The organism is Streptomyces venezuelae ATCC 10712 (genome assembly GCF_008639165.1).
GTDB lineage: Bacteria > Actinomycetota > Actinomycetes > Streptomycetales > Streptomycetaceae > Streptomyces > Streptomyces venezuelae.
Genome location: NZ_CP029197.1, coordinates 545395 through 571187, shown reverse-complemented (window position 1 = coordinate 571187; position 25793 = coordinate 545395). Strand labels below are relative to the sequence as shown.

16 protein-coding genes and 1 pseudogene are annotated in these 25793 nt (G+C 73.2%); 8 read left to right on the top strand and 9 right to left on the bottom strand.

Features of this window, described 5'->3' with window-relative positions:
• Positions 1 to 16: 16 nt before the first annotated feature.
• The 3 genes from DEJ43_RS02470 (at position 17) to DEJ43_RS02460 (ending at position 7029) form a co-directional block, all read left to right on the top strand.
• Positions 17 to 4561 carry a non-ribosomal peptide synthetase gene (locus DEJ43_RS02470; RefSeq protein ID WP_015031718.1) on the top strand — a complete coding sequence of 1515 codons (4545 nt, stop codon included), beginning with the start codon at positions 17 to 19 and terminating at the stop codon, positions 4559 to 4561.
• A complete protein-coding gene (locus DEJ43_RS02465; protein WP_015031717.1) occupies positions 4558 to 5358 on the top strand; it encodes a thioesterase II family protein in 801 nt (266 codons plus the stop codon). The genes DEJ43_RS02470 and DEJ43_RS02465 overlap by 4 nt, the downstream gene beginning before the upstream one ends.
• Positions 5359 to 5427: 69 nt before the next feature.
• Complete coding sequence (locus DEJ43_RS02460; RefSeq protein WP_015031716.1) at positions 5428 to 7029, top strand: (2,3-dihydroxybenzoyl)adenylate synthase; 1602 nt, start codon at positions 5428 to 5430, stop codon at positions 7027 to 7029.
• Positions 7030 to 7117: 88 nt separating this feature from the next.
• Here the strand turns inward: DEJ43_RS02460 and DEJ43_RS02455 are convergent, their stop codons facing one another.
• From DEJ43_RS02455 to DEJ43_RS02445, 3 genes are all read right to left on the bottom strand, one after another.
• Entirely contained in the window at positions 7118 to 7804 is a 687-nt protein-coding gene (locus DEJ43_RS02455; protein WP_015031715.1) for a TetR/AcrR family transcriptional regulator, read from the bottom strand.
• Between the two features lie 111 nt (positions 7805 to 7915).
• Positions 7916 to 9127 (bottom strand): saccharopine dehydrogenase NADP-binding domain-containing protein, encoded by a 1212-nt coding sequence (locus tag DEJ43_RS02450; RefSeq protein ID WP_015031714.1) that lies wholly within the window; start codon positions 9125 to 9127, stop codon positions 7916 to 7918.
• Complete coding sequence (locus DEJ43_RS02445; protein WP_015031713.1) at positions 9124 to 9813, bottom strand: TetR/AcrR family transcriptional regulator; 690 nt, start codon at positions 9811 to 9813, stop codon at positions 9124 to 9126. The genes DEJ43_RS02450 and DEJ43_RS02445 overlap by 4 nt, the downstream gene beginning before the upstream one ends.
• A gap of 703 nt (positions 9814 to 10516) precedes the next feature.
• On the opposite strand from DEJ43_RS02445, the gene DEJ43_RS02440 reads away from it, so the two are divergent.
• From DEJ43_RS02440 to DEJ43_RS02425, 4 genes are all read left to right on the top strand, one after another.
• The gene (locus tag DEJ43_RS02440; RefSeq protein ID WP_015031712.1) at positions 10517 to 11881 is read left to right on the top strand and encodes a salicylate synthase; all 1365 of its coding nucleotides are present in this window, start codon (positions 10517 to 10519) and stop codon (positions 11879 to 11881) included.
• Positions 11882 to 11940: 59 nt separating this feature from the next.
• Complete coding sequence (locus DEJ43_RS02435) at positions 11941 to 13887, top strand: AfsR/SARP family transcriptional regulator (protein WP_015031711.1); 1947 nt, start codon at positions 11941 to 11943, stop codon at positions 13885 to 13887.
• A 150-nt stretch (positions 13888 to 14037) separates the two neighbouring features.
• The gene (locus tag DEJ43_RS02430; protein WP_015031710.1) at positions 14038 to 15312 is read left to right on the top strand and encodes a cation:proton antiporter; all 1275 of its coding nucleotides are present in this window, start codon (positions 14038 to 14040) and stop codon (positions 15310 to 15312) included.
• A gap of 55 nt (positions 15313 to 15367) precedes the next feature.
• Positions 15368 to 16618: an AMP-binding protein gene (locus DEJ43_RS02425; protein WP_015031709.1), complete on the top strand. Its 1251-nt coding sequence runs from the start codon at positions 15368 to 15370 to the stop codon at positions 16616 to 16618.
• Between the two features lie 46 nt (positions 16619 to 16664).
• Here DEJ43_RS02425 and DEJ43_RS02420 read toward each other — a convergent pair whose 3' ends face one another.
• From DEJ43_RS02420 to DEJ43_RS02410, 3 genes are all read right to left on the bottom strand, one after another.
• Complete coding sequence (locus DEJ43_RS02420; RefSeq protein ID WP_015031708.1) at positions 16665 to 17873, bottom strand: hypothetical protein; 1209 nt, start codon at positions 17871 to 17873, stop codon at positions 16665 to 16667.
• Between the two features lie 146 nt (positions 17874 to 18019).
• The gene (locus DEJ43_RS02415) at positions 18020 to 19066 is read right to left on the bottom strand and encodes a GDSL-type esterase/lipase family protein (RefSeq protein WP_015031707.1); all 1047 of its coding nucleotides are present in this window, start codon (positions 19064 to 19066) and stop codon (positions 18020 to 18022) included.
• Positions 19067 to 19400: 334 nt separating this feature from the next.
• A complete protein-coding gene (locus DEJ43_RS02410; RefSeq protein ID WP_015031706.1) occupies positions 19401 to 20180 on the bottom strand; it encodes an SDR family NAD(P)-dependent oxidoreductase in 780 nt (259 codons plus the stop codon).
• 103 nt (positions 20181 to 20283) lie between these two features.
• Here DEJ43_RS02410 and DEJ43_RS02405 point away from each other — a divergent pair.
• Positions 20284 to 21178, top strand: a pseudogene (locus tag DEJ43_RS02405) (IS982 family transposase).
• A 19-nt stretch (positions 21179 to 21197) separates the two neighbouring features.
• On the opposite strand, the gene DEJ43_RS02400 reads toward DEJ43_RS02405, so the two are convergent.
• The 3 genes from DEJ43_RS02400 to dpgC are packed head-to-tail and all read right to left on the bottom strand — an operon-like array spanning position 21198 to position 25787.
• On the bottom strand, positions 21198 to 22658 hold the full coding sequence (locus DEJ43_RS02400) for an aldehyde dehydrogenase family protein (protein ID WP_015031703.1): 1461 nt from the start codon (positions 22656 to 22658) through the stop codon (positions 21198 to 21200).
• 37 nt (positions 22659 to 22695) lie between these two features.
• Complete coding sequence (locus tag DEJ43_RS02395; RefSeq protein ID WP_015031702.1) at positions 22696 to 24429, bottom strand: thiamine pyrophosphate-binding protein; 1734 nt, start codon at positions 24427 to 24429, stop codon at positions 22696 to 22698.
• Positions 24426 to 25787 (bottom strand): (3,5-dihydroxyphenyl)acetyl-CoA 1,2-dioxygenase DpgC, encoded by a 1362-nt coding sequence (dpgC, locus tag DEJ43_RS02390; RefSeq protein WP_106433808.1) that lies wholly within the window; start codon positions 25785 to 25787, stop codon positions 24426 to 24428. The genes DEJ43_RS02395 and dpgC overlap by 4 nt, the downstream gene beginning before the upstream one ends.
• Between the last annotated feature and the right edge of the window lie 6 nt (positions 25788 to 25793).

The window sequence follows — 25793 nt, the reverse complement described above, 5'->3', positions numbered from 1 at the left end:
CACACGGGGGGTAGGGATGTCACGCAGCACCGCAGTGCAGCCGGTGGATCTCCGCGAGGAGCTCACCGCGCTGCTCGGCGTCGCACTCGGTCCCGACGACGAGGACGCCAATCTCTTCGAACTCGGCTTGCAGTCCTTGCAGTTGATGACCCTCGTCAATCGGTTGAACCGGTCGGGCGCGGGCGTCGACTTCACCGAGATGGCCCAGGACCCCCGACTCCGGTCCTGGGAGGCATTGTTGACGGCCCGTCGGTCCGAACCGGACCGCGCGCCGGAGGAGCCCGCCGTGCCCTTCGACGCGGGCGCGCCCTTCGGGCTCACCGCCGTGCAGCAGGCCTACTGGATCGGCCGGGGCGCCGACCGGCCGCTCGGCGGCGTCGGCTGCCACGCCTATCTGGAGATCGACACCCGTGACGTGGAACCGGACCGGCTCGAATCGGCCGTCCTGGCCCTGATGCGCCGGCACCCCATGCTCCGCGCCTCCTTCGCCGACGACGGGACCCAGCGGACCGGCGAGCAGATCACCTGGCCCGGCCTCACCGTCCACCACCTCGCGGAACTCCCCGACGGCGGGGACGAGGCCCTCGCGCGGTTACGGGACCGGCTCTCCCACCGGGTGCTCGACGTCGCCCGCGGCGAGGTGTTCGACGTCCAGCTCAGCCGACTCCCCGACGGAACCCAGCGCCTCCACGTCAACGCCGACCTGCTCGTCGCCGACGTCCACAGCATCCGGCTGCTCCTCTCCGACCTGGCCGCGCTGTACGCCGACCGCACGGGCGTCGAGGAACTCGGGTACGGCTTCCCGCAGTACCTCGCCGACACCGCCGCCCGCCGGACGGCCGACCGCGAGCGGGCCCGCGCCCACTGGCGGCGCCGGCTCCCGGACCTCCCCGGCGGACCGGCGCTCCCGCTCGCCGTGGACCCCGGCGACATCGGCGCGCCCCGCTTCGTACGCCGGGACCACACCCTGTCGCGGGAGGAGTGGACGGCCCTGCGGCAGCGGGCCGCCGAGCACGGCGTCACCCCGGCCGTGCTGCTCGTCACCGCCTTCTCCGAGATCCTCGCGCGCTGGAGCGGACAGCAGCACTTCCTGCTCAACATCCCGCTGTTCGACCGCGACCAGGGAATCCACCCCGACATCACCCGCATCGTCGCCGACTTCACCAGCCTGCTGCTCCTGGACGTGCGGCTGGCCGGGGAGGACGGCTTCGCCGACCGTGCCCGGGCGATCCAGCGGCGACTGCACGAAGACGTCGGCCACGCCGCGTACACCGGGGTGGATGTCCTGCGCGACTTCGTCCGCACCGACACCGGAACCCCTCGTACGGCTCCGGTGGTCTTCGCCTGCAACCTCGAGTCCCCGCTGGTTCCCGACGACTTCGCCGACCGGTTCGGCGAACTGTCCTGGATGGTCTCCCAGACCCCCCAGGTCTGGCTCGACCACCAGGTCTACGGCACCCGCGACGGCGGACTGCTCCTCGCCTGGGACGCCGTCGAGGCCCTCTTCCCGGACGGCGTGATCGACACCATGTTCACGGCCTACACCGAGCTGCTCCGGGGCCTCGCGCAAGCCGACTGGAACCGGCCACCGGACATACCCCTGCCCGCCTCCCAGTTCCGATGTCGCGCCGACGTGAACTCCGTGACCCGCCAGGAGAGCGGCCGCCTCCTGCACCAGGCGTTCTTCGAGCGGGCGGCGGCCCGGGCCGCGGCGCCCGCGCTGCTCTGGGGCGAGGACGGCCGCCTCACCCACGGCGAACTCGCCGACCGGGCACTGCGCGTGGCCGGAGCGCTCGCCGCCCGGGGCGTCGGGCCCGGCAGTCCCGTCGTCGTCACCGCGCCCAAGGGCCCCGACCAGATCGCGGCCGTGCTCGGCGTCCTCGCGGCGGGCGGCACGTACGTCCCCGTGGGCGTCGACCAGCCCCCGGAGCGCAGGGACCGCATCCACGCGCTCAGCCGCTGCGTCCTCGTCCTCGACGGTACGGGCACGGCGCCGGAGCAGGGGGCCGGGACGCCCCGCCTGCCGCTCGCCGAGGCCCTCCGCGCGGCGCCGCTGGACGCCCCCGTGCCGCTGTCCGGCGAGGAGACCGCGTACGTCATCTTCACCTCGGGCTCCACCGGCACGCCCAAGGGTGTCGAGATCAGCCACCGGGCCGCGGTCAACACCGTGGAGGACATCGACGAGCGCTACGGGATCGGCCCCCGGGACCGGGTGCTCGCCGTCTCCGCGCTGGACTTCGACCTCTCCGTGTGGGACGTGTTCGGACCGCTCGCCGAGGGCGGCGCCCTTGTCCTGGTGGACGAGGAGGACCGGCGCGACGCCCACCGGTGGCGCACGCTGTGCGAGCGGCACGCCGTCACCGTGTGGAACTCCGTACCGGCGCTCATGGACATGCTCCTGACGGCCTCCGACGGATCACCGCTGCCGCAGACCCTGCGCCTCGCGCTGCTCTCAGGCGACTGGATCGGCCTCGACCTCCCCGGGCGGCTGGCCCGGGCGACCGAGGGCCGGTGCCGGTTCGTCGCCCTCGGAGGCGCCACCGAGGCGGCGATCTGGTCCAACGCCCACGAGGTCACCGAGGTGCCCCCGCACTGGCGGTCCGTCCCGTACGGCAGGCCGCTGGCCAACCAGCGCTACCGGGTCGTCGACCCGCACGGCCGTGACTGTCCGGACTGGGTGCCCGGAGAGCTGTGGATCGGCGGTACGGGAGTGGCGCAGGGATACCGCGGTGAGTCCGCGCTCACGGCGGAACGTTTCCCCGACGCCCCGGACGGACGCTGGTACCGCACCGGCGACCAGGGGCGCTACTGGCCCGACGGCACACTGGAGTTCCTGGGCCGGATCGACCACCAGGTCAAGATCAATGGCTTCCGGGTCGAACTCGGCGAGATCGAGTCGGTGCTCCAGACCCACCCCGCCGTCGCGCACGCCCTCGCCGCCGTCATCGGCGACCGCACACGGGAGATCGCGGCGGCGTTCCTGACGCAGGTTGCTCCGGCCACCCCGGCGGCCGCTGACGTTCAGGCGCTCGCCGCCCTCCAGGCCTCCGCCACCGCCCTGGCGAGTGCGGAGGGCGAAGCCGAACTGGCCGAGACGTTCCTCGCCGCGCTGCTCGCCCCCCTCCTCGGCCCGCCACAGGGCGCCCCCGGGGAGCAGGGACCCGCCGAGCCGGCCCCGCTCCTGGCGGCCGGGCCGAACCGTGAACTCGTCGCCTCCTGGCTGGAGTTCCTCCGAGGGCGTGACGTCCTCGGCGGCCCCGAAGGCTCCCTGACCCGAGGCCCCCGCTGGAGCACCGTGCGCGACGGGGAACGGGCCGGCGCCCTGCGCGCCCGGATCGCCGGAACCGCCCTCCAGCCGCTCGTCGACGCCTGGGCCGGTGCGCTGCCCTTGCTGAGCGCGGTGCTCGCCGGCACGGCGCCCCTCGACGCCCTGGACGACGACCCGGTCCTCTCTCCCGACGGCCTCGCGCTCCAGCCGCCCGGCACCGCGGTCTGCCTGGACGCCGTCGCCGAGCAGGTCGAATCCCTGCACCGGGAGGCCGCCCGGCCGCTCGACGTCGCCGAATGGGCCGGCGCGGGCGGCCGGAGCGCCGCCGCGCTCCTCGACCGGATCAAGCCCGGCACGGTCGACTACACGCTGCTCGACCCGCGCGCCGCACGGGCCGCCGCCGCCGAGGACCGGCTCGCGGGCCGCGGGCACCCGGTGCGGACGGCACGCCAGGACGCCTTCGCCGTCCCCGAGCCGAGGCTCGCGGCCTTCGACGTCCTGGTGGTGAACGACGTCCTGGGCCGGGAGCCGGAACCGGACGCGGCGGCGCGGGTGTTCGCGCTGATGGGCAGGCCCGGCGGGCGGCTGTTCCTCCTCGCACGGGAGACGGCGTCCCCGGCGGCGATCCCGACCGTGGCCACCCCGTCCCCGGCCACGGACGCGCCGCGATGGCTGCGGGCCCTGGAACTCGCCGGGTTCACCGACCGCGAGGTGACCCTTCGCGAGCCCGACGGCACGGCACTGATCACCGCCCGCCGCCCCGCCACGGAGCCCGCGACGGAGTCCGGGCCCGCCGCGCTCCGCTCCTGGCTCGCCGACCGGCTGCCCGCGCACATGATCCCGGGCTCCCTCGTCGGGCTCGCCGAACTCCCGCTGAGCGCCAACGGCAAGGTGGACCGGCGGCGCGTCGAGCAGGCGCTGCGCGAGGCCACCGCCCCGGCGGAGGGCGTGGACGATCCGCCGAGGGGCCCCGTGGAGGAGGCCGTGGCGGAGCTGTGGGCCCGTGTCCTCGGTGTCCCCGTGACCGCGCGCGGGGCGGGTTTCTTCGCCCTCGGCGGTGACAGCCTGACCGCGACCCGCCTGGTCGCCGCCATTCGCGGCCGCCTCGGGGTGGAGCTGCCGATGCGGGACGTCCTGCGGGCTCCGACCGTGGCGGGAATGAGCGCGCTGGTGGGCGAGTTGAGAGGGGCGTCCGGTTCCGGCACCGACCGGGGGCCGGGCGGCGAAGCCCGGGCCGGAGCGCCGGGTGACCCGTCCGACGCGCTCGTGGAGTACGAGGAGGGGGAGCTGTGATCCCGGCGGACCACGCTGCCCCGTCCCCGCTCCGCACGTTCTCGCCGCGCACCCACGCGCGGGCCCGGCTGATCTGCTTCCCGCACGCAGGCGGGGCCGCGGGCGGCTACCGGGCGTGGGGCCTGGACGCGCCCTGGGACGTCGAGGTGTGCGGGGTGCAGTACCCCGGCCGCGGCGACCGCTTCGACGTGCCGCCGGCCACGGACCTGGAGAGCCTCCTGGACGACCTCGTGCCGGGGCTGTCCCGGGGGCGGACGGGCGAGGAGCTCGCCTCCACCGTGCTGTTCGGGCACAGCATGGGCGCCCTCGTGGCGTACGAGGCCGCCCGCAGGCTCGCGGTGACCGGCCGGCCGCCGGGGGCGCTCGTCGTCTCCGGGCAGCCGGCCCCCCTGCGGAGCCGGGGCGGCGCCCTCCACCGCGCCTCCGACGCCGAGCTGCTCGCGGACCTGACCAGGCTGGGCGGCACCGCGTCGGACGTCATGGACAACCGCGCCCTCCTGGAGGCCCTGCTGCCCGCCGTCCGGAGCGACTACCGGATCGCCGAGACCTACCGTCCGCTGCCCGGCGCCCCGTTGGGCATCCCGGTGACCGTGCTGTACGCCGACGACGACCCCGAGGTCACCGCGGACGAGGCCGCCGCCTGGGCCGGGGTCGGCACGGGACCCTGCGCCGTGGAGGTGTTCGGCGGCGGTCACTTCTATCTGGAGACGCGGCGCGCGGACGTCCTTCCCCGGGTGTTCCGGGCGGTGCGGGCCGTGCTGTCCGAGACCGTCCCCGCCTGGCCGTCCACCCCGTGAGCCCCGCCGGACGGCGGCGGCAGCGGGGCCGTACACCCATCGTTCCGCACCGGACCCGAGAGGATTCCCATGCAAGAGGGCTGTGTGCCGTGGCCTGAGTCGGCGGTTCGTACGTACCGGGAGGAGGGCTACTGGACCACGGAGGTCCTCGGGGTCTGGCCCGCCGCCCGCGCACCGGAGGCACGGGCGAGAACCGCTCTGGTGACGCGGGCCGGGGTCCTGACCCACGAGGAGGTCGACCGCGCGGCCGACCGCATGGCCGCCGGGCTGCTGGGCGCGGGTCTGGCACCGGGCGACCGGGTCGTGGTGCAACTCCTCGACGAGGCCGAGCTCGTGGTGCTGAGCCTGGCGCTGTTCCGCACCGGCATCCTGCCGGTGTACGCGCTGCCCGCGCACCGTTCCGCGGAGATCACCCACCTGGTGAGCACGGCCGGGGCGGCGGCCTACGTCTGCCCGGAGCGGGTGCTCGACTGCGACTTCCGGCTCCTCGCCCAGGAGGTGCTCGACCGGACGGACAGCCTCCGGCAGGTGTTCGTGGCGGGCGATCCCGGGCCGTTCACGGCCCTGTCGTCCGTCGACGCGGAACCCGTGGCGCTGCCGGCGCCCGACCCCGAGGACGTGGCGCTCTTCCTGCTGTCCGGCGGCACCTCGGGGCCGCCGAAGCTGATCCCGAGGACCCACGCCGACTACGCGTACCAACTGCGCGAGACCGCGCGGCTCTGCGGGGTCGGCCCCGACAGCGTCTATCTGGCGGCGCTGCCGGTGGAGCACAACTTCGCCCTCGGCTGCCCCGGCGTCCTCGGCACGCTGCGCGCCGGCGGAACGGCCGTGATCGCCCCCGCGCCCACGGCCGACGCCTGCTTCCCGCTGATCGAGCGGGCACGCGTGACGATCACCTCGCTCGTCCCGCCGCTGGTGCCGCTCTGGCTCGACGCGGCGGAGTGGACCGACCACGACCTGTCCTCCCTGGAGGTCCTCCAGGTCGGCGGCGCCCGGCTCGATCCGGACACGGCCCGCCAGGTCCCGAAGGCCCTCGGCTGCACCCTCCAGCAGGTGTACGGGATGGCCGAGGGCCTGCTGAACTTCACCCGGCTCGACGACCCCGAGGACGTGATCGTCCACACCCAGGGGCGGCCGCTGTCACCGGCCGACGAGGTGCGGGTGATCCGGGAGGACGGGGCCGAGGCAGGACCGGGGGAGGTGGGGGAGCTGTTCACCCGTGGCCCGTACACCCTGCGCGGCTACTACCGCGCGGGGGAGCGCAACCGCACCCGGTTCACCGAAGACGGCTTCTACCGCACGGGCGACCTCGTGCGGCGCACCGAGCACGGTGACTTCGAGGTCGTCGGCCGGATCAACGACGTGGTCAACCGGGGCGGGGAGAAGGTGCCCACGCTGGAGGTCGAGGAGCATCTGCTCGCCGCCTTCCCGCTCCTCGGGGCGGCCGTGATCGCCCTGCCCGACGCCCTGATGGGGGAGCGGACCTGCGCCTGCGTCGTCCCGCGGGACCGTGCGAACCCGCCGACCCTGCGGGAGGTGAAGGCCGCGTTCCGGGGCCGTGGCGTCGCCGCGTACAAGGTGCCCGACCAGCTGGTGGTCCTGGAGCGGCTGCCGATGACGGGCGTCGGCAAGGTCGACAAGCGGGCGCTGCTCGCCCAGCTGGAGACCTGACCGGGCCGGGGTCTGGTGGGGCCGGACCGCCGGGGCCCCGATCAGGCGTCAGGGCCCGGACCACCGGACGGTGGTCCGGGCCCTGACGTCATGTCGCCTTCCGCCCGGGCCCGGTCCGGGCGAGCAGCCCGTCCACGATCGCCAGCAGGCCCTCGCGGTGGGTGTCCCGGGTGGTGATCTCGTCCCACTGGGCGGCGAGCGAGGCGAGCCGGGGGAACTCCTCCGGGGTCAGGGCCGCGAACGCCCGGTCGCGGTGCGGCGGCCGCTCCAGCTCGGCGTGGTGCCGCTCCCGGTTCACCCGGATGGTCAGCTCGCCCGCGGTGTAGTACCAGATGACGCGGTAGGCGTAGACGGCCTCCTCGGGGCTCAGCCCGCAGCCGATCGCCGCGTCGATCATGTTCTCCACGATCCACAGGGCGGAGACCGCCATCAGGTCGTCGGAGGCGAGCACCTCCACGATCCACGGGCACTCGGCGAGGATGTCGTGCAGTGCCTGGCTCGCCGCGATCAGCCGCTCACGCGGGTCGGCCGGCAGCTCGGGGCGCGGGAACCGCTGGGCGTGCCGCTCCAGCAGCAGGAGCAGCAGCTCGTCCTTGTCGCGCACGTGGTGGTAGAGCGCCATCGCGGTGCTCGACAGCTCCGTCGCCAGCCGCCGCATCGACAGGTGCTCGGGCCCCTCCGTGTCCAGGACGTGCTGGGCGGCCGTGAGGATGGCCTCCTGGGACAGGCGGGGTGGGCGTCCGGTCCTGCCGGTGCGTCGGGTCTGAGGTGTCATCCTCGTGTCTTCCTGTTGCTCGTGCCGGGTGCGGAACGGGGCGTCGGTCGCGGGGCGGTGGCGGCCCGGCCCGGGTCCGCCGCCGCCCGGCCCCGGCACCGGCCGTCCCGCTCATCCGGGGCGCCGGGCGGAGGGTGACGCCGATGTCATCATGCCCGGTCCGCCGGTCGGGACCTCCGTCGTCCGGGCCGTCGTGCGCGGCAGGTGACGGGTGATCCAGTCGGCGGTGTCCCCGGGCGGCAGCGTAGCCGCCATGACGTGGACGCCGGACGGGACCCGGCCCCGGGTGACCTCGTCCGTGGTGATCGAGGCGATCACTCCCACGAGGCCGGACACGTCCGTGCAGTGCAGGAGCGCGGTGCGCCGCACCGGGGTGCCGTCGGGCGTCAGACCGTCGAGGGACCCGTACATGACCTGGTACGGAGAGCTCCCGGCGGCGTCCCGGAGGCTCGCCCTGGCCAGTTCTCTCGCGGCCGCCATGAGGGCCCCGCCGTCGCCTGCCGCCGGGTGTCCGAGGGCGAACCGGTCGAGGAAGGCGGGTACCCCGGGCCCCTTGAGGACCTCGTGCCAGTGGGCCTCGTGGAGTCTCAGCAGGTAGGCCTGCTGCCGTAGTTCCTCGGGGAGGACGCGGCGGACGGCGACGGCGTGGGGCGGCAGCGGCGGGGCGGGGGAGGGCAGTTCCTCGGCGAGCGCCCTGAGTTCGTCGTCGGCCGCGTCCGGGGCGGTGGTACGGCCGCCGGTGCCGCCCGTGGGGCCGGTGGCGGGCCCGCCGGCCCCGTACGGCTCCTCCGGGAGGTCCACCGCGAGGCGTTTGCCGAGCAGGCAGGAGACGGCCGTGTGGGGCGGGATGGCGCCGAGCCCGCCCCACCAGCCGCTGAACCGGGTCGCCGAGTCCAGCCCTTCGGCCAGCCAGCGCGGCACCCAGCCGGCCAGCGTGCCGGAGAGTCCGGTGAAGAGCACGGCGGAGCGCGGTCCCGCCGGGGTGCGTGAGCCGCCGTCGTCGGTCATGCCCACGTAGTGGACGCCGGCGGCGAGGACGGAGGCGCGGACCCGGCCGCGCAGCGAGAACGCCGTGCCGGAGCAGTCGAGGACGGTGGCGCAGCCACGGCTGAAATGAGTCAGCCTCTGGCTGTCGGAGGCGTCGACCACCGCAGCCTCGGCGCCGGCGCCGAGCTGCCGGGCGATCCGCCAGGCCGCGGCGGCCGAACGGCCGCCGATCCGCAGGCGGTAGCCGCCCTCGGCGGCGAGGATGCGGGCCGCGGCCGCGCCCACGTTCCCGTATCCGCCGAGGATGCCGATCATCGGTGCGGGGTGCGTGTTCATGCGTGTTCTCCCGGGTGGGGCCGCCGCCCGCCGAGCAGTCCCTCGACGATGTCCTCCAGGGCCCTCCGGTGGGTGTCGCGCGCGGTGAGCGCGGGCCAGCGGTCGGCGAGCGAGGTGACTCGGGGGAACGCCTCGGGCGACAGGGTGGCGAAGACCTGCTCGCGCTGGGTGGGGCGGGTCAGTTCGGCGTGGTGCCGGCGGCTGGTCGTACGGATCAGGAGGACGCCGACGGTGTAGTGCCAGATGGCCTGATGGGCCTGGGCGGCCTCTTCCAGGGTGAGCCCGCACTCGACCGCCGCGTCGAGGAGGGCCTCCATGACCCACAGCGCCGCGACGGCCAGCAGGTCGGGCGAGGCCAGGATCTCGCGCAGGAACGGGTACTGGGCGAGGACGTCGTGGAGCAGCTCGGCGGCGGCGAGGAGCCGCTCGCGGGGGTCGTCGGGGAGGACGGGCCGGACGGCGCCCCGGGACCGGGAGGCGACGAGCAGGAGCAGCAGTTCGTGCTTGTCGCGGACGTGGTGGTAGAGGGCCATCGGCGTGATGGAGAGTTCCTTGGCGAGCCGGCGCATGGACAGCTGCCGGGGTCCCTCGTCGTCGAGGATGCGCAGCGCGGCCACGACGATGCTCTCCTGCGAGAGGGGTGCGGCCCGCCGCGCACCTCCTCTGCGCCCGTTTCGGGGCTTCATCCTTGCTTCTCCCATCGGAGTCGTGGAGCTGTCCGGTCCGCGCTCCGGCCGCAGGCCGGATCACCGTGCTGCGCTGGGCTCTTGGGGAGGGGGGTGACATCGACAGGAGCCCGGGCTACAGTTATTGTACGCGTACGTCTTACGAGTAAGAAAACTAAGGAGGCGGAGCGATCGCGGGAGGCGACGACGGCGTCGGCGCCCGTACCAGACGGCCCTGCCGCTCATCCGTGGACGGTGCGACGGGCAGGGTCCCGGGCGGCCCGGCAACTCCCCCGTGCAAAAGCGCCGGGCCGCCTTCACCGAGTCCTTCGTGACGGGAATTCATCCATGGTGTGGTCAAATCGTGGGGTGACCGAAAGTTTGTTGATTTGAGTTGAAGTTGTTAGGTAGAGTCGGCCACCTGTTCGACCACTCCTGGGGATTTTCAGGGCGTTGTCGGGGGAGTCGGCGACCCGGGTGCAGCGGACTAATTCCGGGTGCACGACGGTGTGTGGGAGAGAACGGCAAGGTGCTCTCCTCCTGCATGCCTAAACGATTCTTCGGGCCAGGTCGGCGTCGCGGTCCCATTCCGCGACGCTCTTCCCGTGCTGCCTTTTCCGTAACGCTTCGTTAATACTTCTCTGGTTATCTCCTGTGGGATCGGTCGAGTGTTTTCCGCCCTTGTAGTGGTCAATTTCGGTCGTCAGCTGCAGGAGGAAGAACCATGGCTTTCTCGTACCATTCAACGATCGTGCGCACCCATGTCGATCCACTGGTCGCGGCAACCGGGCTCGCCGCCTCGGGCCTGTTCGCCACCTACGTCGTCTACGAAGGCCCGCACGGCTGGTCGGTGGCCGGCGGCATCGCGGCCGAGGTCCTGCTCAAACGGGACACCGTCCGATGTACCAAGGACGGCCACACGGTCGAACGGCCCTGGCAGGGCGACCCGTTGGCCCAGGTGCGCGAGTTCCTCGACGGCCTCGAACTGGACGGCTGGCGCGCGTACGGCTGGACCGCCTTCGAGCTCGCCTACGCCGTCGCCGGCCGCCCCGTCGACAACGACGTCCTGCTCCACCTCGTCGTGCCCCGCACCGAGATACGCCTCTCCGGCCACCAGGCCGTCCTGCGCGGCGTGGACCCGGCCGAGACCGCCCGCGTCGAGGCCGCCCTCACCGCCCTGCGGCCCGGCCCGGAGATCCCGGACCGGCCCGTCACCGCCGACATCGAGGCCGGAGCCGCCGCCTACCGCGAGGCCATCGCCGGCGTCGTGGACCGCATCCGCGACGGCGAACTCCAGAAGGCCGTGGTCTCCCGGATCGTCCCCGTCAGCTCCGACGTCGACCTCCCGGCGAGCTACCTCGCCGGACGCCGCGCCAACACCCCCGCCCGCTCCTACCTGCTGGCCATGGGAGACCTCCAGGCCCTCGGCTTCAGCCCCGAGACCGTCGTCGAGGTCGAACCCGACCGCACCGTCTCCAGCCAGCCGCTGGCCGGCACCCGGGCCCTGACCGGCGACCCCGAGCAGAACCGGCGGCTCCGCGAACGGCTCCTCGCCGACCCCAAGGAACTCCACGAGCACGCCATCTCGGTCAAGGTCGCCGTCGACGAACTCGCCGGACCCTGCAAGCCGGAGACGGTGGTCGTCCAGGAGTACATGGTGATCAAGGAGCGCGGCTCGGTGCAGCACCTGGCCTCCAAGGTCGTCGGCCGGATGCCCGAGGACGCCAGCCCCTGGGACGCCTTCGCCGCCGTCTTCCCCGCCGTCACCGCCTCCGGCGTGCCCAAGCACGCCGCGTACGACGCCATCGTCGCCAGCGAGCCGCGCGAGCGCGGCCTCTACGCGGGCACGGTGATGACGGTGGCCCAGGACGGCTCCATGGACGCCGCCCTCGCCCTGCGCAGCGTCTTCCGCCGCGGCGGCGAGACCTGGCTCCAGGCGGGTGCGGGCGTCGTCGAACACTCCGTACCCGACCGGGAACTGGAGGAGACCCGGGAGAAGCTGAAGTGCGTCGCGGACCGCCTGGTGGCCCGCGGCACCGGGCACGGAGCGGTGCCGGTGACGGCATCCGAGAAGCGTCTGAATGTCTGACTCACCCCCCACCGAGCGGTCCGACGACCGCGCACACGACCTCAGGAGGCGACAGGGCGATGCCGACAGCGGGGGAGCTCTTGGAAGTACAACTGCTCGGTCCGGTACGGGCCTGGCGGCACGGAAGAGAAGTCGTCCTCGGCCCGCCCAAGCAGCGAGCCGTGTTCGCGCTGCTCGCCGGCCGGGCGAACGACGTGGTCAGCGTGGACCACATCATCGACGCCGTCTGGGGCGGGGACATCCCCCAGACCGCGGCCAACGGCGTCCACACCTACGTCGCCGGGCTCCGGCGGGTCCTGGAACCCGAACGCAGCCGGCGGGAGAGCGGTGAACTGCTCATCTCCACCGCCGGCGGATACGCCCTGCAGACCGACCCCGAGGCCGTCGACGCCACCCTCTTCGCCCGCCGGCACGCCCAGGCGCGCCGCGCCCGCACCGAGGGCAGGCTCCAGGAGGCCCTGGAGACCGCGGAGTCCGCACTGTCCCTCTGGCACGGCGAGGCGCACTCCGGGGTGCCCGGACCGTTCGCCGCCATGGAACGGACCCGGCTCCAGGACCTGCGGCTCACGGCCGTCGAGGAGTGGGCCGCCGACATGCTGGAGGCGGACCGCCCCGTCGAGGCCGTCACCGTGCTCCTCGGCGCCGTAGCCGAGGAGCCGCTGCGCGAGAAACTGCGCTGGCTGCTGATGACGGCCCTCTACCGCTGCGGCCGCCAGGCACACGCCCTGGAGGTGTACGCCGAGACCAGGAGGCTGCTGCGGCACGAACTCGGCATCGACCCCGGGCCCGAACTCCGGTCCCTGCACCAGCAGATCCTCACCGGAAGCCCCGGCACCTGGACCGGGCCCGCCGGCAGCTACGCGATCGCCCCGACCGGACCCCGGACCGCGGGCCCGGAGCCCGCCAAGGCCCGCATGCTGCTCACCGACACCCCCAGGCCCGCCCAACTGCCTCCCGTCGCCCGGGGGTTCGTCGGGCACTCCCGAGAACTCGGCCAGCTGGCCCGGCTCCTGACCGAGAACGACGGCCGGAGCGCCTCCACCCCCATCGTCGTCGTCGACGGACCGGCCGGCGTGGGCAAGAGCGCCTTCGCGCTCGCACTCGCCCACCGGGTCTCCGAGCACTTCCCCGACGGCCAGCTCTACGTCGACCTGCGCGGCACGAGCATGGAGGGCCGCTCCCTGAGCGCCTCCGAAGCCCTGCTCCAGGTGCTGCGCAGCCTCGGCGGCGACAACGCCCGCATCCCGGGGGACCTGGCGAGCAGAGCCACCCTGTACCGGAGCCTGCTGCACGGCAAGCGCGTCCTCGTCATGCTCGACGACGTGCTCAGCGCCGACCAGTTACGGCCGCTGATCCCCGGCGGCTCCTCCTGCGTGCTCAGCACCGGCAGGCAGCGCCTGGGCGGTCTCGCCGTCCGCGACGGCGCGCACCTGCTCCGGCTCGGCCCGCTCGGCACCCAGGACGCCCTGACGCTGCTCCGCTGCCTCAGCGGGGACCGGCTGCGGCACCAGGAGGCTGTCGCCCGGCGGCTCGTGGGACTGTCCGGAGGGCGGCCCCTCGCCCTGCGGATGATGGCCGAGACCCTGGCGGCCAACCAGGACGTGCCGCTCGCCGCACTCGTCGAGCGCTTCGCCGCGGAACACGGCAGGCTCGACCGGCTGGCGGCCGGCGGCAACGCCTCGACGAGCCTGCACACCCTCTTCGAGACGTCCTACCAGGCGCTGCCCGACGAGGCCGCCCGGATGTTCCGGCTCCTCGGGCTCTTCAGCGAGGGCCTCATCACGGTGTCCGCCGCGGCCGACCTCACCGGCACCACCGAGGCCGCGGCGGCGGTCACCCTCGAACAGCTCGCCCAGCACCACCTGCTGGTCGTGGCCGGCCGGGGCGAGTACCGCTTCCCCGAGCTGATGCGGCTCTACGCGGCCGAGTGCGCCGAACGCGAGCCACTGCCCCACCGCAGCGCCGCCGTCGCCCGACTGCTCCAGGCGGCCGCCTCGGTCGCCTAGCCGCCCACCCGCCCGGAAGGAGCGGGCCGGAACCGTGTGCCCCGTGCGCCCCCCGTGGCCACGGGGCACACCCGTGCCCCCGCGGGACGCCCACGGAGCCATCAGAGACCGTTCAGAGCATCTGTAGGCGGCTGAAGGAGAGTGGTCGCCATGAGCAGCAACCAGGTGGCACTCCTCCTCTTCGACCTCGCGTTCATCCTCGTCCTCGCCCACGGACTCGGCCATCTCGCCACCCGGATCGGACAGCCGCCGGTGGTGGGCGAGATCCTCGCCGGCGTACTCCTCGGACCGACCCTCCTCAACGGCGCGGTCTCCGACACCCTCTTCCCCCACGAGATCCGGCCGCTGCTCGGCGCGATGGCCGACGTGGGAGTCACCCTCTTCATGTTCGGCGTGGGCCTGGAGATCGAACGCCAGGCGTTACGCGGACGCGGCCGGATGGCCGCCGGCGTCAGCCTCGGCTCGACGGCCGTCCCCTTCGTCCTCGGGATCGGCCTCGGCTACTTCCTGCTCCGCGGCCACCCCACCGACCAGAAGGCGGCCTTCATCGTCTTCATCGGCCTCGCCGTGTCCGTCACCGCCTTCCCCGTCCTCGCCAGGATCCTCTCCGACCGCGGACTCACCGGCACCACGCTCGGCGGCATCGCCCTGGCCACGGCCGCCCTCGTCGACATCGTCGCCTGGACCGCCCTGGCCGGCGTACAGGCCGGGATCGGCAGCTCCGGCAGCCACTGGCGGGTCGCCCTCATGATCCCGTTCGTCCTCGTGCTCTTCCTCGTCGTACGGCCCTGGCTGCGCCACCGGACCCGCCGCGGCGACGGCCGGGCCACCACCTCCTCCTGGTGGTACGCGCAGATGCTGATCGGCGCCCTGCTCTGCGGCGCCGCCACCGAGGCCATGGGCATGCACTACATCTTCGGCGCCTTTCTCTTCGGCCTGATCATGCCGAGCGACGGCGCCGAACGGCTGCGCGCCGACCTCATGCAGCGCACCCGCACGGTGACCTCGCTGCTCCTGCCCGTCTACTTCGTCGTCGCCGGACTCAAGGTCGACCTCCGGCAGTTCGGCTGGGCGGAGACGGCGGAACTGGCCGCCGTCCTGCTCGTCGCCGTGGCCGGCAAGTTCGGCGGCACCTACCTCGGTGCCCGCGGCACGGGGCTGCCCGGCAGGCCCGCCGTGGCCCTCGCCGCGCTCATGAACACCCGCGGACTCACCGAACTCGTCATCCTCGGCGTCGGACTCCAGGCCGGACTGCTCGACGGCTCGCTGTACTCCCTGCTCGTCGTGATGGCCCTCGTCACCACGGCCATGACCGGACCGCTGCTGACCCGCACGTACAAGAAGCCCGTGATCGTCCCGGAGCCGGGAAGCCCCACCGGAGAACCGGTGCGGGAGCGCGACCGCTCCACCTCCGTCACCCCCTAGGGGGAGCGGCCGGCAGCCGCGTCGCGGCCACCAAGGACCAGAAGGAGACGCACACATGCTCTCGGCCGGACTCCGGGAACCCGTCCGCCCCCTCGCCCCAGCCCACGACCGGCCCGACGCGGCCGCCCGCACGCTCGACGGGCTGTTCACCCGGGCCGCCCGGCGCCACCCGCTGGCCCCCGTCGTCCGCGAGGGGCGCCACGTCCTCTCGTACGGCAGGGCCGAACTGCTCTCCGCACGGCTCGCCACCGCCCTGCTGCGCGCCGAGGTCCAGCTCGGGGACCCCGTCGTCGTCCACTGCGAGGACCACCGGCAGGCGGTCGTCGCCCAGCTGGCCGTCCTCAAGGCGGGCGGCGTCTGCGTCCCCGTACCCCGCGACCTCGACACCGGGCAGGCTCGCAGGACCGCCGCCGTCAGCGGCGCCGACACCGTCCTGTGCGGCCGCGCGACCCAGCGGGCCTGGGACCACGGCGGCTGCCGGCGCAGCTTCCTCCTGGACGACCCCGAGCTGTGGAAGCGGATCGCGGCCCGGCCCCTCGACCGGGCCCTGCCGCGCTCCGCCCCCACCGAACCCGCCTATCTGCTCACCGCCGAGGAGGACCCGGAGGCGTCGTCGGGCCACCTCGTCGACCACCGGGCCTGGCACCTGGCCATGGCCGCCAGAACCGCGCAGATCGGCCCGGCGGGCCGGACCGTCACCGTCGCCGAACACCCCACCGGCCCCGCCACCCTCTCCGCGATGTGGTGGGCCTTCGCCTCGGGCAGCACCCTGCACGCCCGGCCCGGCGGGCTCGTCGCCGGGCTCGACGGGGTCGTCGCGGTCTGCGAAACGGGGGAGTACACGCGCGTACTGGACGCCCTGGCGGCGGAGCCCCGCCCGCCGCGGCCCCGGACGGTCCTCCTCGTGGGCGCCCCGTGCCCGCCCGAACTGGCGGCCCGGCACGCCGAGCTGCTGCCCGCCACCCCCCTGCGGGCCGAGTTCGCGCCCGGGCGGAGCGTGCTGCCCTGGGCGGTGAGCACATACGCCGCGGGACAGGACCCGACCGCCGGCGCGGGCCCCGTCGTCGGGGCGGCGCCCGGCGTGCGGCTGAGCGTGCGCGGCGCCCTGGGGGAGAACCTCCGCACCGGGCAGCCGGGGGAGGTGTGCGCGCGGGGGCGGACGCTGCCCTTCGACGTCATCGGCCACCGCGCCGGCCCCGGCCGGGGCGGCGTCCTCCTCCGCTCCGGCTTCGCCGGACGACGGAACCCGGACGGGGGCGTCGAACTCACCGGCCCCCGCCCGGCCCAGGCCCCGCGGACACGCTGACCGAGCGCCGAGACGCCCCGCAGGCCAGGCGGTGTCTTCCATCGATCTAGGCGACAGGGATGATGTTGACACTCAGTTTCGGGTCAGCCGCCACTGTGGCAAGGTAGGCGTGAAATCGCAGGTCGAATGTGTACTCGCTGCCGTCGGCCGGGATTCCCCGGTGCTGAGCCATGGTCCTGGGGTCGGACTCCCACGGGTCGATCGTCCTCGTGCCGTTGGCGAAGGAAACTGTTCCCGCCGACCGCTCTTCCCAGTCCCAGTTTCCGAGGTTCGGACTCGTTCCCTCGATGCGGTAATCGAATCGATAGGATTCGTACGTCCTGGAATCTCCTTGGTACTTCGGGGGTGGGCACTGCACCGAGATTCCCGTGAAGTAGTCTTCGCTGAACCCTCGTGATTCGCGTCGCAGTCCGTTCCCCAGCGGCTTCACTGTACTTTCCTGCGGGCCGGTGAATCGCCACCGGACTTTGTTGGCGCCAGAATTTTCGTCCATTCGGTCGGGCGGCCCGGTGGGCGGGGCGTATTCATCCACCACGGGGTCAGGAGGTGTGGGAATGTTGAGCAGCGTATCGGCCTTGTAGTCGTATTCCACTCCTTCTCTGGGGTCGCTCGGCATCTGCCGGGCGAGCCTCATGCCCCCGTTGGCGTCCGGGCATTCCAGGATCCAGCCCATCTTCACCACGACATCCGATACGACGCTTCTCCGTACCAGTTTCAGGCCTCCGCCGGATTCTTTCATCCATTCGTCGGAGACTGATTTCACCTTGAAATATACAGGCCGGGCAAGGATCGTCTTTCCGGTGAGAGGAACGATTTTGACCTTGTCGCTGACGCTGAAGGAGACCTTCTCCTGCTTGCTGACTGAATCTGCGCTGCTTGCGCTGAATCCGAGCAGGCCGGAAATCGCGCCGTCCGGGAGGTTGGGGTACTTCGCCCTGAGAGCGTTCTCCGCCGTTTTCACGACGATCCCCAGTACAGATTTGACGGTGCTGCGCCAGTCCTCGCTGCCGCCACCGCCACCCACGGGGATCGTCTGAGTGGTGGATCGCTTTTCTTCGATCGTCAGCTCATGGGCCCCGCCCTTCACCTGGATGGGCCTACCCGCATCCTCGATGTAAATTCCGTGCCTCTGGTAGAACGGTAGGGCGACCGCATACCGAAGGCCGTTGGCAGGAATGGCGTCAGGGCTCGCGAATGAATCCCTCCCCATCCCGCTCACCCCGGGGGCTTTTTCGACGGTGTACGACTCGGTCATTTCTCTCCACTCCCTGCGGCACGTGCGGCAAGTCGCCGACGCCAACAGGCTTCCCCCACCAGCGACGGGCCGGTGACGGGCGAGCGGAATGATCACTCTCCTGGGGGCCCTGCGCGACGCCACCCCGGGGGCCCGTGCTGAGGGGATCAGAAGTCGGCGGGTCGCACCGTCATGGACTGGGGTGACTGCCGGGGAACGTTGTCGCACCGGTAGGCCCCCGGCCTCCGCTCGAGGACCAGGCCGAGGCAGGTGCCGAGAGCGAGTTGGCCGTAGTAGTTCGGGTGCAGAGACTCCTGGCGCTGGCCCTGTCCCAGGCCGCTGGTGGTGAAGCGGACCCACTCGCTGCGGACGCTGGAGGGACGCTCGCCCTTCCCGACCTGGCTTGTGGTGTCGGAGCAGACCTCACGCCCGTCGAATGCGTGGGAGAGGTCGAGGAACTCGGTGTTCTGCTCCTGGGCCACCCGGGCGAGACCGGCGCTGACGGCAGGTCCCAGCTCGTCGTGCGCCCAGGTCAGGTCCTTGTCGAAGAACGGGCAGCCACCGGTGTAGAGGCGGTCGTACTTGTCGCCGGGGTACCGGATCCGAGCGGCGTCCGGCAGCGGGCTGGGCGCGGACTGCAGAATGAGCCGGTAACTGCCGGCCGGATGACCTGCCCGGGTCATCGCGGTGCGTACGTCGCGGACCGCTGCGGTGACGGCGGCGCGCATGGCCGGCAGGCGCTGGTCGACGACCTTGGCCTGCTCGGGCGAGCAGGGTTTGGCGAAGAGCGGGGGTTTCACGAAGTTCTTGGCGCAGGCGCTGATGATGCCCGAGAAGCCGAGGTCGTTGCCGCCGACGGAGATGACGACGGCGTGCACGGGGTGGCCGTCGGCGGTCATCTGGAGCTGTTCCGCCTGGGAGGGCCGGCCCTTGAAGGGTTCGCCGCCGTTCTCGGGAAGCAGGATCGCCGTCGACGTGGCGCCGGAGCAGGCCAGATTGACACGCCGGTCCGACCCCGGAGCGGAGTGGACTTCGGCGCTGTCGGAACGATTGCAGCCGTCGTCGTAGCTGGCGCCGTACACCGTGTGGGGGTCACTGGCGCGGGTCTGCGGGTCCCATGCCCGGTCGGTGCCCGCGTGACCGGCCGCGGACTCGTTGCTGTTGCCGGCCCACCGGCCGGCTTCACCGGAAATGAAGCTGTCCCCCAGCGTCACCAGCAAGGGTCTCTCGTCCGCCGCAGCAGCCCGGGCGGGAAGAACAGAGGCGGAGACCAGAGCGGCCGACACGGCAAGCGTGCCGGCAGCCGCAGTGACGAGTGCCTTCTGACGCATGTTCCGGAGCGGTGGCATGCCGTCGTTTCTACCGTCGCGAGGGCACCTGTCGAGTGCGCCACGCGGTCACCGGCCTCCCCGAGTGCCGAGTGCCGAGTGCCGAGTGCCGAGGGCACGGATGCCGTGCCCCCTGGGCGGTCGCACCCCCTAGACGAGTAGATCCGAAGTTCCGCTCCGCCCAGTCCGACGTCAACCTGGTACCTGGCCGGGCGGCGGCTCACCCGCCAGTGATCGGGCCGAGGTAGGTACCGCCGGAGACGTCGATGATCTGGCCGGTCACCCAGCGGCCCTGCGGGCCCGCCAGGAAGCCCACCACATCTGCGACGTCCCCCGGCTCGCCAATCCGTCCGAGCGCGGTGATCGCCTCAAGTCCGGCCACCGCCTCCGGAACGCCGGTCCACCCGGCCGTCATGTCGGTCAGCACCACCCCGGGTTCGACCGTGTTCACGGTGATCCCGCGCCGACCCAGCTCGTTGGCGAGCGACGGGCTGAGGGCAGCCAGCGCCGCCTTGGTGACGGTGTAGCCGATCTGGAGGGGGTTCGCGATCCGGGTGGCCGCAGAGCCCACGTTGACGATCCGTCCGCCGTCCCGCAGCAGCGGCAGCGCCCGCTGGACCACGAAGATCGGCGTGCTCACGTTGACCGACAGAAGCCGCTCGAACTCCTTCTCGGTGAGCTGCCCGATCGAGCTGACCGAGTGGATGCCCGCATTGTTGACCAGGATGTCCAGCCCGTCCGCACCGTGGTCCGCCAGCCCGGCGGTGAGCCCCTCGAACAACCGGTCCACCGCGCCGCTCTCGCCGAACCTGGCCTGTACCGCGAACGCCCTGCCGCCGGCCTCGGCGATCAGCGCCACGGTCTGCGCGGCGGCCGCGTCGTTGCCCCCGTAGTGGACCGCGACCAGCGCCCCCTCGGCGGCGAGCCGCAGGGCGACCGCGCGCCCGATCCCGCGCGAGCCGCCCGTCACCAGCGCGGCCCTGCCGTCCAGTTCCCCCACGATCGCCTCTTCTCTCGTGCTGCCCCGGCTGATTCCGGGACCGATCTCGAGTAGATCCGAAGTTCCGCCCCGCCAAAGGGACGAGGGTGGTCAAGATCAGTTTGTGACGACCGACCTGAACACCCTCTTGACCGCACTCTACGTGAAGATCGACGACGAGATCGGAGGAACGCGATGGATGGGCCGACCGCCTCTGCTCAGCGACTCCGAACTCGTCTGCCTGGCCGTGGCGCAGGCACTCCTCGGCTGCCACTCCGAGGCCCGCTGGCTGCGCTACGCGCGCAAGCACCTGAACGGCATGTTTCCCTACCTGCCCCAGCGTGGCGGGCTACAACAAGCGACTGCGTGCAGCACTTCCGCTGGTCAAGCGCATGATCAGGGAACTCGCCCGGGACAGCGACTTCTGGACCGACACGGTCGGGATCACCGACTCCACCCCGGTGCCGTGCGGCATGTCTCGCCCGACCGTGAAACGCTCGAACCTGGCGGGCTGGGCCGGCTACGGCCACTGCGCCTCCCACTCACGGTTCTTCTGGGGCCTGCGCCTGTACCTGGTCTGCACTCCGACCGGCATGCCGATCCTGTGGGCACTGGCCAACCCGAAGCTCGGCGAGCGCGAGGTCCTGGCCGCGATGCTCGAGGTCGATGCCAAACTGGTCACCCGACGCGAAGGCATCCTGCTCATCTCCGACAAGGGCTTCGCCTCGAAGGCGTTCGAGCAGGAACTCGCCGAGCTGGGCATCGAGCTCCTGCGGCCCGCGTTCAAGCGCGAGAAGCAGCGCTCTGGCGAGCCGATGCTCAAGAAGGTCCGCCAGCTGATCGAGTCGGTCAACGACACCCTCAGGGGGCAGCTCGACCTGGAACAACACGGCGGGCGGACCTTTGCGGGCGTTGCGATCCGGGTCGCCCAGCGCGTCCTGGCGATGGCCGCCGGCATCTGGCACAACCACCAGACCGGCGCACCTGTCACCCGCTCGCTGATCGCGTTCGACCACTGATCACATCGGATCTACTCGTCTAGGCCCCGTCCTGCTCGTCGCTCCGGGCCGTGACCCACTGCCACTGGGTGTACGCGTCCCAGGCGAACTCCGCCCCGTGCCGGGCCCCGTTGCCCGAGGCGCCGAAGCCGCCGAAGGGCACCACCGCCTGGTGGTTCACGGTCTGGTCGTTGACGTGGACCATGCCCGTCCGCAGCCGGTCGGCGAGCCGCAGCCCCCGCTCCACCGAACCCGTCCGGACCGCCGCCACCAAGCCGTACTCCGTGTCGTTCGCCACGGCCACCGCCTCGTCGTCGTCCCCCACGACGATCACCGGCGCCACCGGACCGAAGATCTCCTCGGTGAACGCCGGCATCTCCCGGGTCACCCCGGTGAGCACGGTCGGCGGGTAGAACGGCCCGTCCGGCAGCCCGCCCGCCCGCAGCGCGGCGCCCGCCGCGACGCTGTCGCGGACGATCCCATGGGTCCGCCGCAACTGCCGGGCGTCGATCATCGGCCCCAGGTCGACCCGGTCGGTCCACGGGTCGCCCACGGACATCCGGTGGGCCTCCCGGACCAGCAGCCGGGTGTACGGCTCGGCGACCGAGGCGTGCACGATGTGCCGACCCGCCGCCATGCAGATCTGGCCCTGGTGGAAGAAGGACGCGAACGCCCCGGCCGCCGCGGCCGCCGCGAGACCGGCGTCGTCGAGCACGATCAGCGCGTTGTTGCCGCCGAGCTCCAGCGAGACCCGCTTGAGACCGCGCCCCGCCGCGGCCCCCACCTCCCGCCCGACCGCGGTCGACCCGGTGAACGACACCATCGCCACCCCCGGTTCGGCCGTCAGCGCGCTCCCGGCCACCGCGTCACCCGGCAGCACGTGCAGCACCCCCTCCGGCAGCCCCGCCTCCTCGAAGAGCCGGGCCACCACGAGACCGCCGGAGACCGCCGTACGGACGTCCGGTTTGAGCAGCACGGCGTTGCCCAGGGCCAGCGCCGGGGCCACCGAGCGCAGCGCGAGCAGCAGCGGCACGTTCCACGGGCTGATGACCCCGACCACCCCCAGCGGCACCCGGCGGGCCAGACTCGACCGGCCCGGCTCGGCGGGCAGGACCTGACCGTGCGGCCGGGTCGGCAGGGCCGCCGCCTGGAGGAGCTCCTCCACCGTGTCCGCGATCTCGGTCTCCGCCTTCGCCCGGACGCCGCCGCCCTCGCGGATCAGCCACCGGGCCACCTCCGCGCGGTGCCCGTCGAGCACCGCCGCCGCGCGCCGCAGCACCGTCGCGCGGGCGGCGGCGGGCAGGGCGCCCCAGGCCGGCTGGGCCCGCGCCGCGCCGGCCGCGGCCTTCGCGACGTCGGCCGCGTCGGCGACGCCGACCCGGGCGAGCGTCTTCCCCGTCGCCGGTTCGGTCACCTCTACGGCGCCCCCGGCGACCGGGGCCCGCCATCCGTCGCTGAACAGCGTCCCCGTGAGCCCGTCCACGTCGACCAGGCCTGTCATGCGTTCCTCCTGAGGTTCCGGCGTGCGGGTTTCCCGCTCACGCGGGGTGGGCGTGACGCGTGACGGGTACGTCGACGAGCACGGGCCCCGGCTGTCCCGCGGCCCACGCCACGGTCTCCGCGAGGTGCGCGGTCGACCGGGCCCGTACCGCGGTGATGCCGAAGAACCCGGCGAGCCGTGTGAAGTCGAGCTCGGGCGGCGCGAGATCGAGCCCGTCGGGGCCGCCCGGGGCACCCGAGAGGCCGAGGAAGTCCCGGGCGGGCGCCAGGTCGAGGCGGGGCGGGACGAGATCGAGGCCTCCCGCGCGGCGGCGGGCAGCCCGGCCGCGCTCCCGGCGCGCCGCCGTCTCCTTGAGCGTCCGGTACTCGCCGTTGTTCATCACCACGAAGGTGACCGGCACGCCGTAGTGCGCGGCGCTCCACAGCCCCTGCAGCCCGAACAGGGTGCAGCCGTCGCCGAGCACGGCCACCACCGGGCGCGTGGGATCCCCCAGCCGGGTCCCGACGGCGGCGCCGATGCCGGAACCCAGGCCGCCGCCCACCGTGTGCACATAGGAACGGGGGCGTTCCAGCGGCAGCACGGAGCGGAGCAGCAGCCCGCTGGTGATGGCCTCCTCCACCACGACGGCGTCCGCCGGGAGGCCGGCGGCGATCGCGTGCACGGCGGCCAGCGGGTCCATCGGGGCGTCCCCGTACCCGGCGAGGGCGCGCGCCCGCACCCGGGCCCGGGCGGCCTCGTGGACCCGCCCGGCCTCCGCGGCCCGGCCCGGTGCCTCAGGGACCTTCCCGGCGAGCTGGGCCGCCATCGCGCCCAGCGTGACCCGTATCCCGCCGACCAGACCGAGTGCCACGGGGAAGGTGCGTCCCGGCTCGGCCGGGTCGTCGTCGAGCTGGACGACCTCGGTCCCGGCGGGGATCGGCGAGCCGGGCTCGTAGTGGTGCGCCATGAACGCCCGGGTGCCCGCGATGCACACCACGTCGTGCCCTTCGAGGGCGCTCCTGATCGCCGAGTGGCGGGCGTCGAGCATGCCGGCGTGCAGCGGATGGGTGGTCGGGAAGTCCACGCCGTCGTGCATCGGCTGGTGGAAGACGGTGGCCCCCAGCGCCTCGGCGAGCGCCACCAGCTCGGCCACGGCGCCGTCGCGCCCCACCCCGTCGCCCGCGACGATCGCCGGGTGCCGGGCGGCGGCCAGCTTCTCGGCGGCCTCCGGCCAGCCGGCGGCCGGGCCGAGCCCGCACCGCACGGACCGGGGCGCGGGCGGGTCGATGGCCGTCTCCTCCTCCAGGAGGTCCATCGGGATGGAGAGGAACACCGGGCCGGCGGGCGGCTGGACGGCGAGCGCGAAGGCGCGGCGCAGCATGCCCGGGAGGTCGTGGGCGTGCTGGACGTCGAAGGTGTGCTTGACCACCGCCCGGGCCATGCCGACCAGGTCGCCGGAGAGCATGGGGTCCTGCGCCAGATGACGGCGGTCCTGCTGGCCCGCGGTCACCACGAGCGGGGTGCGGGAGCGGCCGGCGTTGAGGAGCCCGACCATGCCGTTGGCCAGACCGGCCGCGATGTGCAGGCTCACGAAGGCCGGGCGGCCGGTGGCACGGGCGTACCCGTCGGCCATCGCGACCACCGAGGCCTCCTGGACGCCGAGGACGTAGTGGAGGTCGGGGGCCGCCGTGACCGCCTCGACGAAGGGCAGTTCGGTGGTGCCCGGGTTGCCGAAGACCCGGGTCACCCCCTCGTCGCGCAGCACCTCCAGCATCGCGTCGACGGGCCTCACGAGCCGCCTCCTGGCCGCGCCGCCGACCGGCCGGCGCTGAACCGGTCCACCTTGTCGATCACGTCGGGGCTGTAGAGCCGCAAGGCCTGTTCGAGCGCGAACTCGGCGGCGTACGCGCGGAGTCGGTCGACCGGCTCCTCCGCGAGGTTGATCATGTGCCGGTTGGGTACGACGGCCGGGCTCGCGAGCCGGGCGACCGCGGCCGCCACGCTCGCGTCCATCAGCTTCGGGTCGACGACCTCGTCGCAGACCAGCCGCGCCTCCGGCTCGCGGGCCCACAGCTTGCGGCCGGAAAGGATCACCTGCCGGGAGAGGCGGCCGCCCGCAAGCGAGGTCAGCCGGAGGTTGGCCATGCCCGGCACGATGCCCTCCTGGGCCGCCGGCAGGCTGAAGTACGCGTCGGCGGCCGCGACGACGTGGTCGACGGCGAACAGCAGCTGCATGCCCCCGCCGATCGCGAAGGTGTCGACGGCCGCCACCCACGGCTTCTCCACCAGCGGCCGGGGCCAGGCGTCGTCGACCCGGACACCACGGATCAGCTTGTGGAGATAGCCCAGTTCACGGCGGAGCAGGAAGTCCACGAACGAGATCCGGCCCTGGTGCAGGTCGACCAGGTTGATCCCGGCGCAGAAGACCCGCCGGCCCTGGTAGCGGGGATGGGTCATCTTCCCGCCGCGCAGCACCCCCACCTTGACGCGGTCGTCGAGCAGCGCGAGGTCGACGGCCGTCTCCAGGTCGTCGACGAGCTGGTTGTCCTCCGCGTTCAGGAACCGGCCGTTGCATAGGGTGAGGTGCGCCGCCTCGCCGATCCGCTCAAGCCGGACGGTGCCCAGCTCCAGGCTCCCCGTCCGGCCGAACTCGCCGAGCAGCGACCGGGCGCGCCGGGTCGGCCGCAGCAGCGCGTCCATCAGATGGGGACCGGCCTCCGGCGACCGCAGCACCTCGTGGAAGAAGATGCCCTGGTCGATCTCCCGGCCGTCCTTGTCGGCCTGCGCGCACTCCCGCTCGGCCGCCATCTGCGCCTCGGTCGGCGTCAGCCCGGGAAACGCCTCCGCCGCCGCGAACACCAGCTCCGACAGGGAGAGTTGCTCCCGCAGACCGCCGGTGAGCACGTGGTAGACCCGCTCGGCGTGCAGTCTCAGGAACGCGGCGCGGGCCCGCCGCTGGTCGGCGAGCACCTCGGTGGCGAGCCGCCGCTGCTCCGGGTCGCGCCCCGACTTGGGCGGCAGGTCGGCCAGTACCTTCTCGGCGTCCGCCGTGTACGCCATCAGGGCGCCCGCGTCGGCGGGCAGCGAGCCGGTGGGCACCGGAGGCGCGGCGGACCACCGCTCCTCGGCCGGCACGGGACGCACCGTCATGTTCCG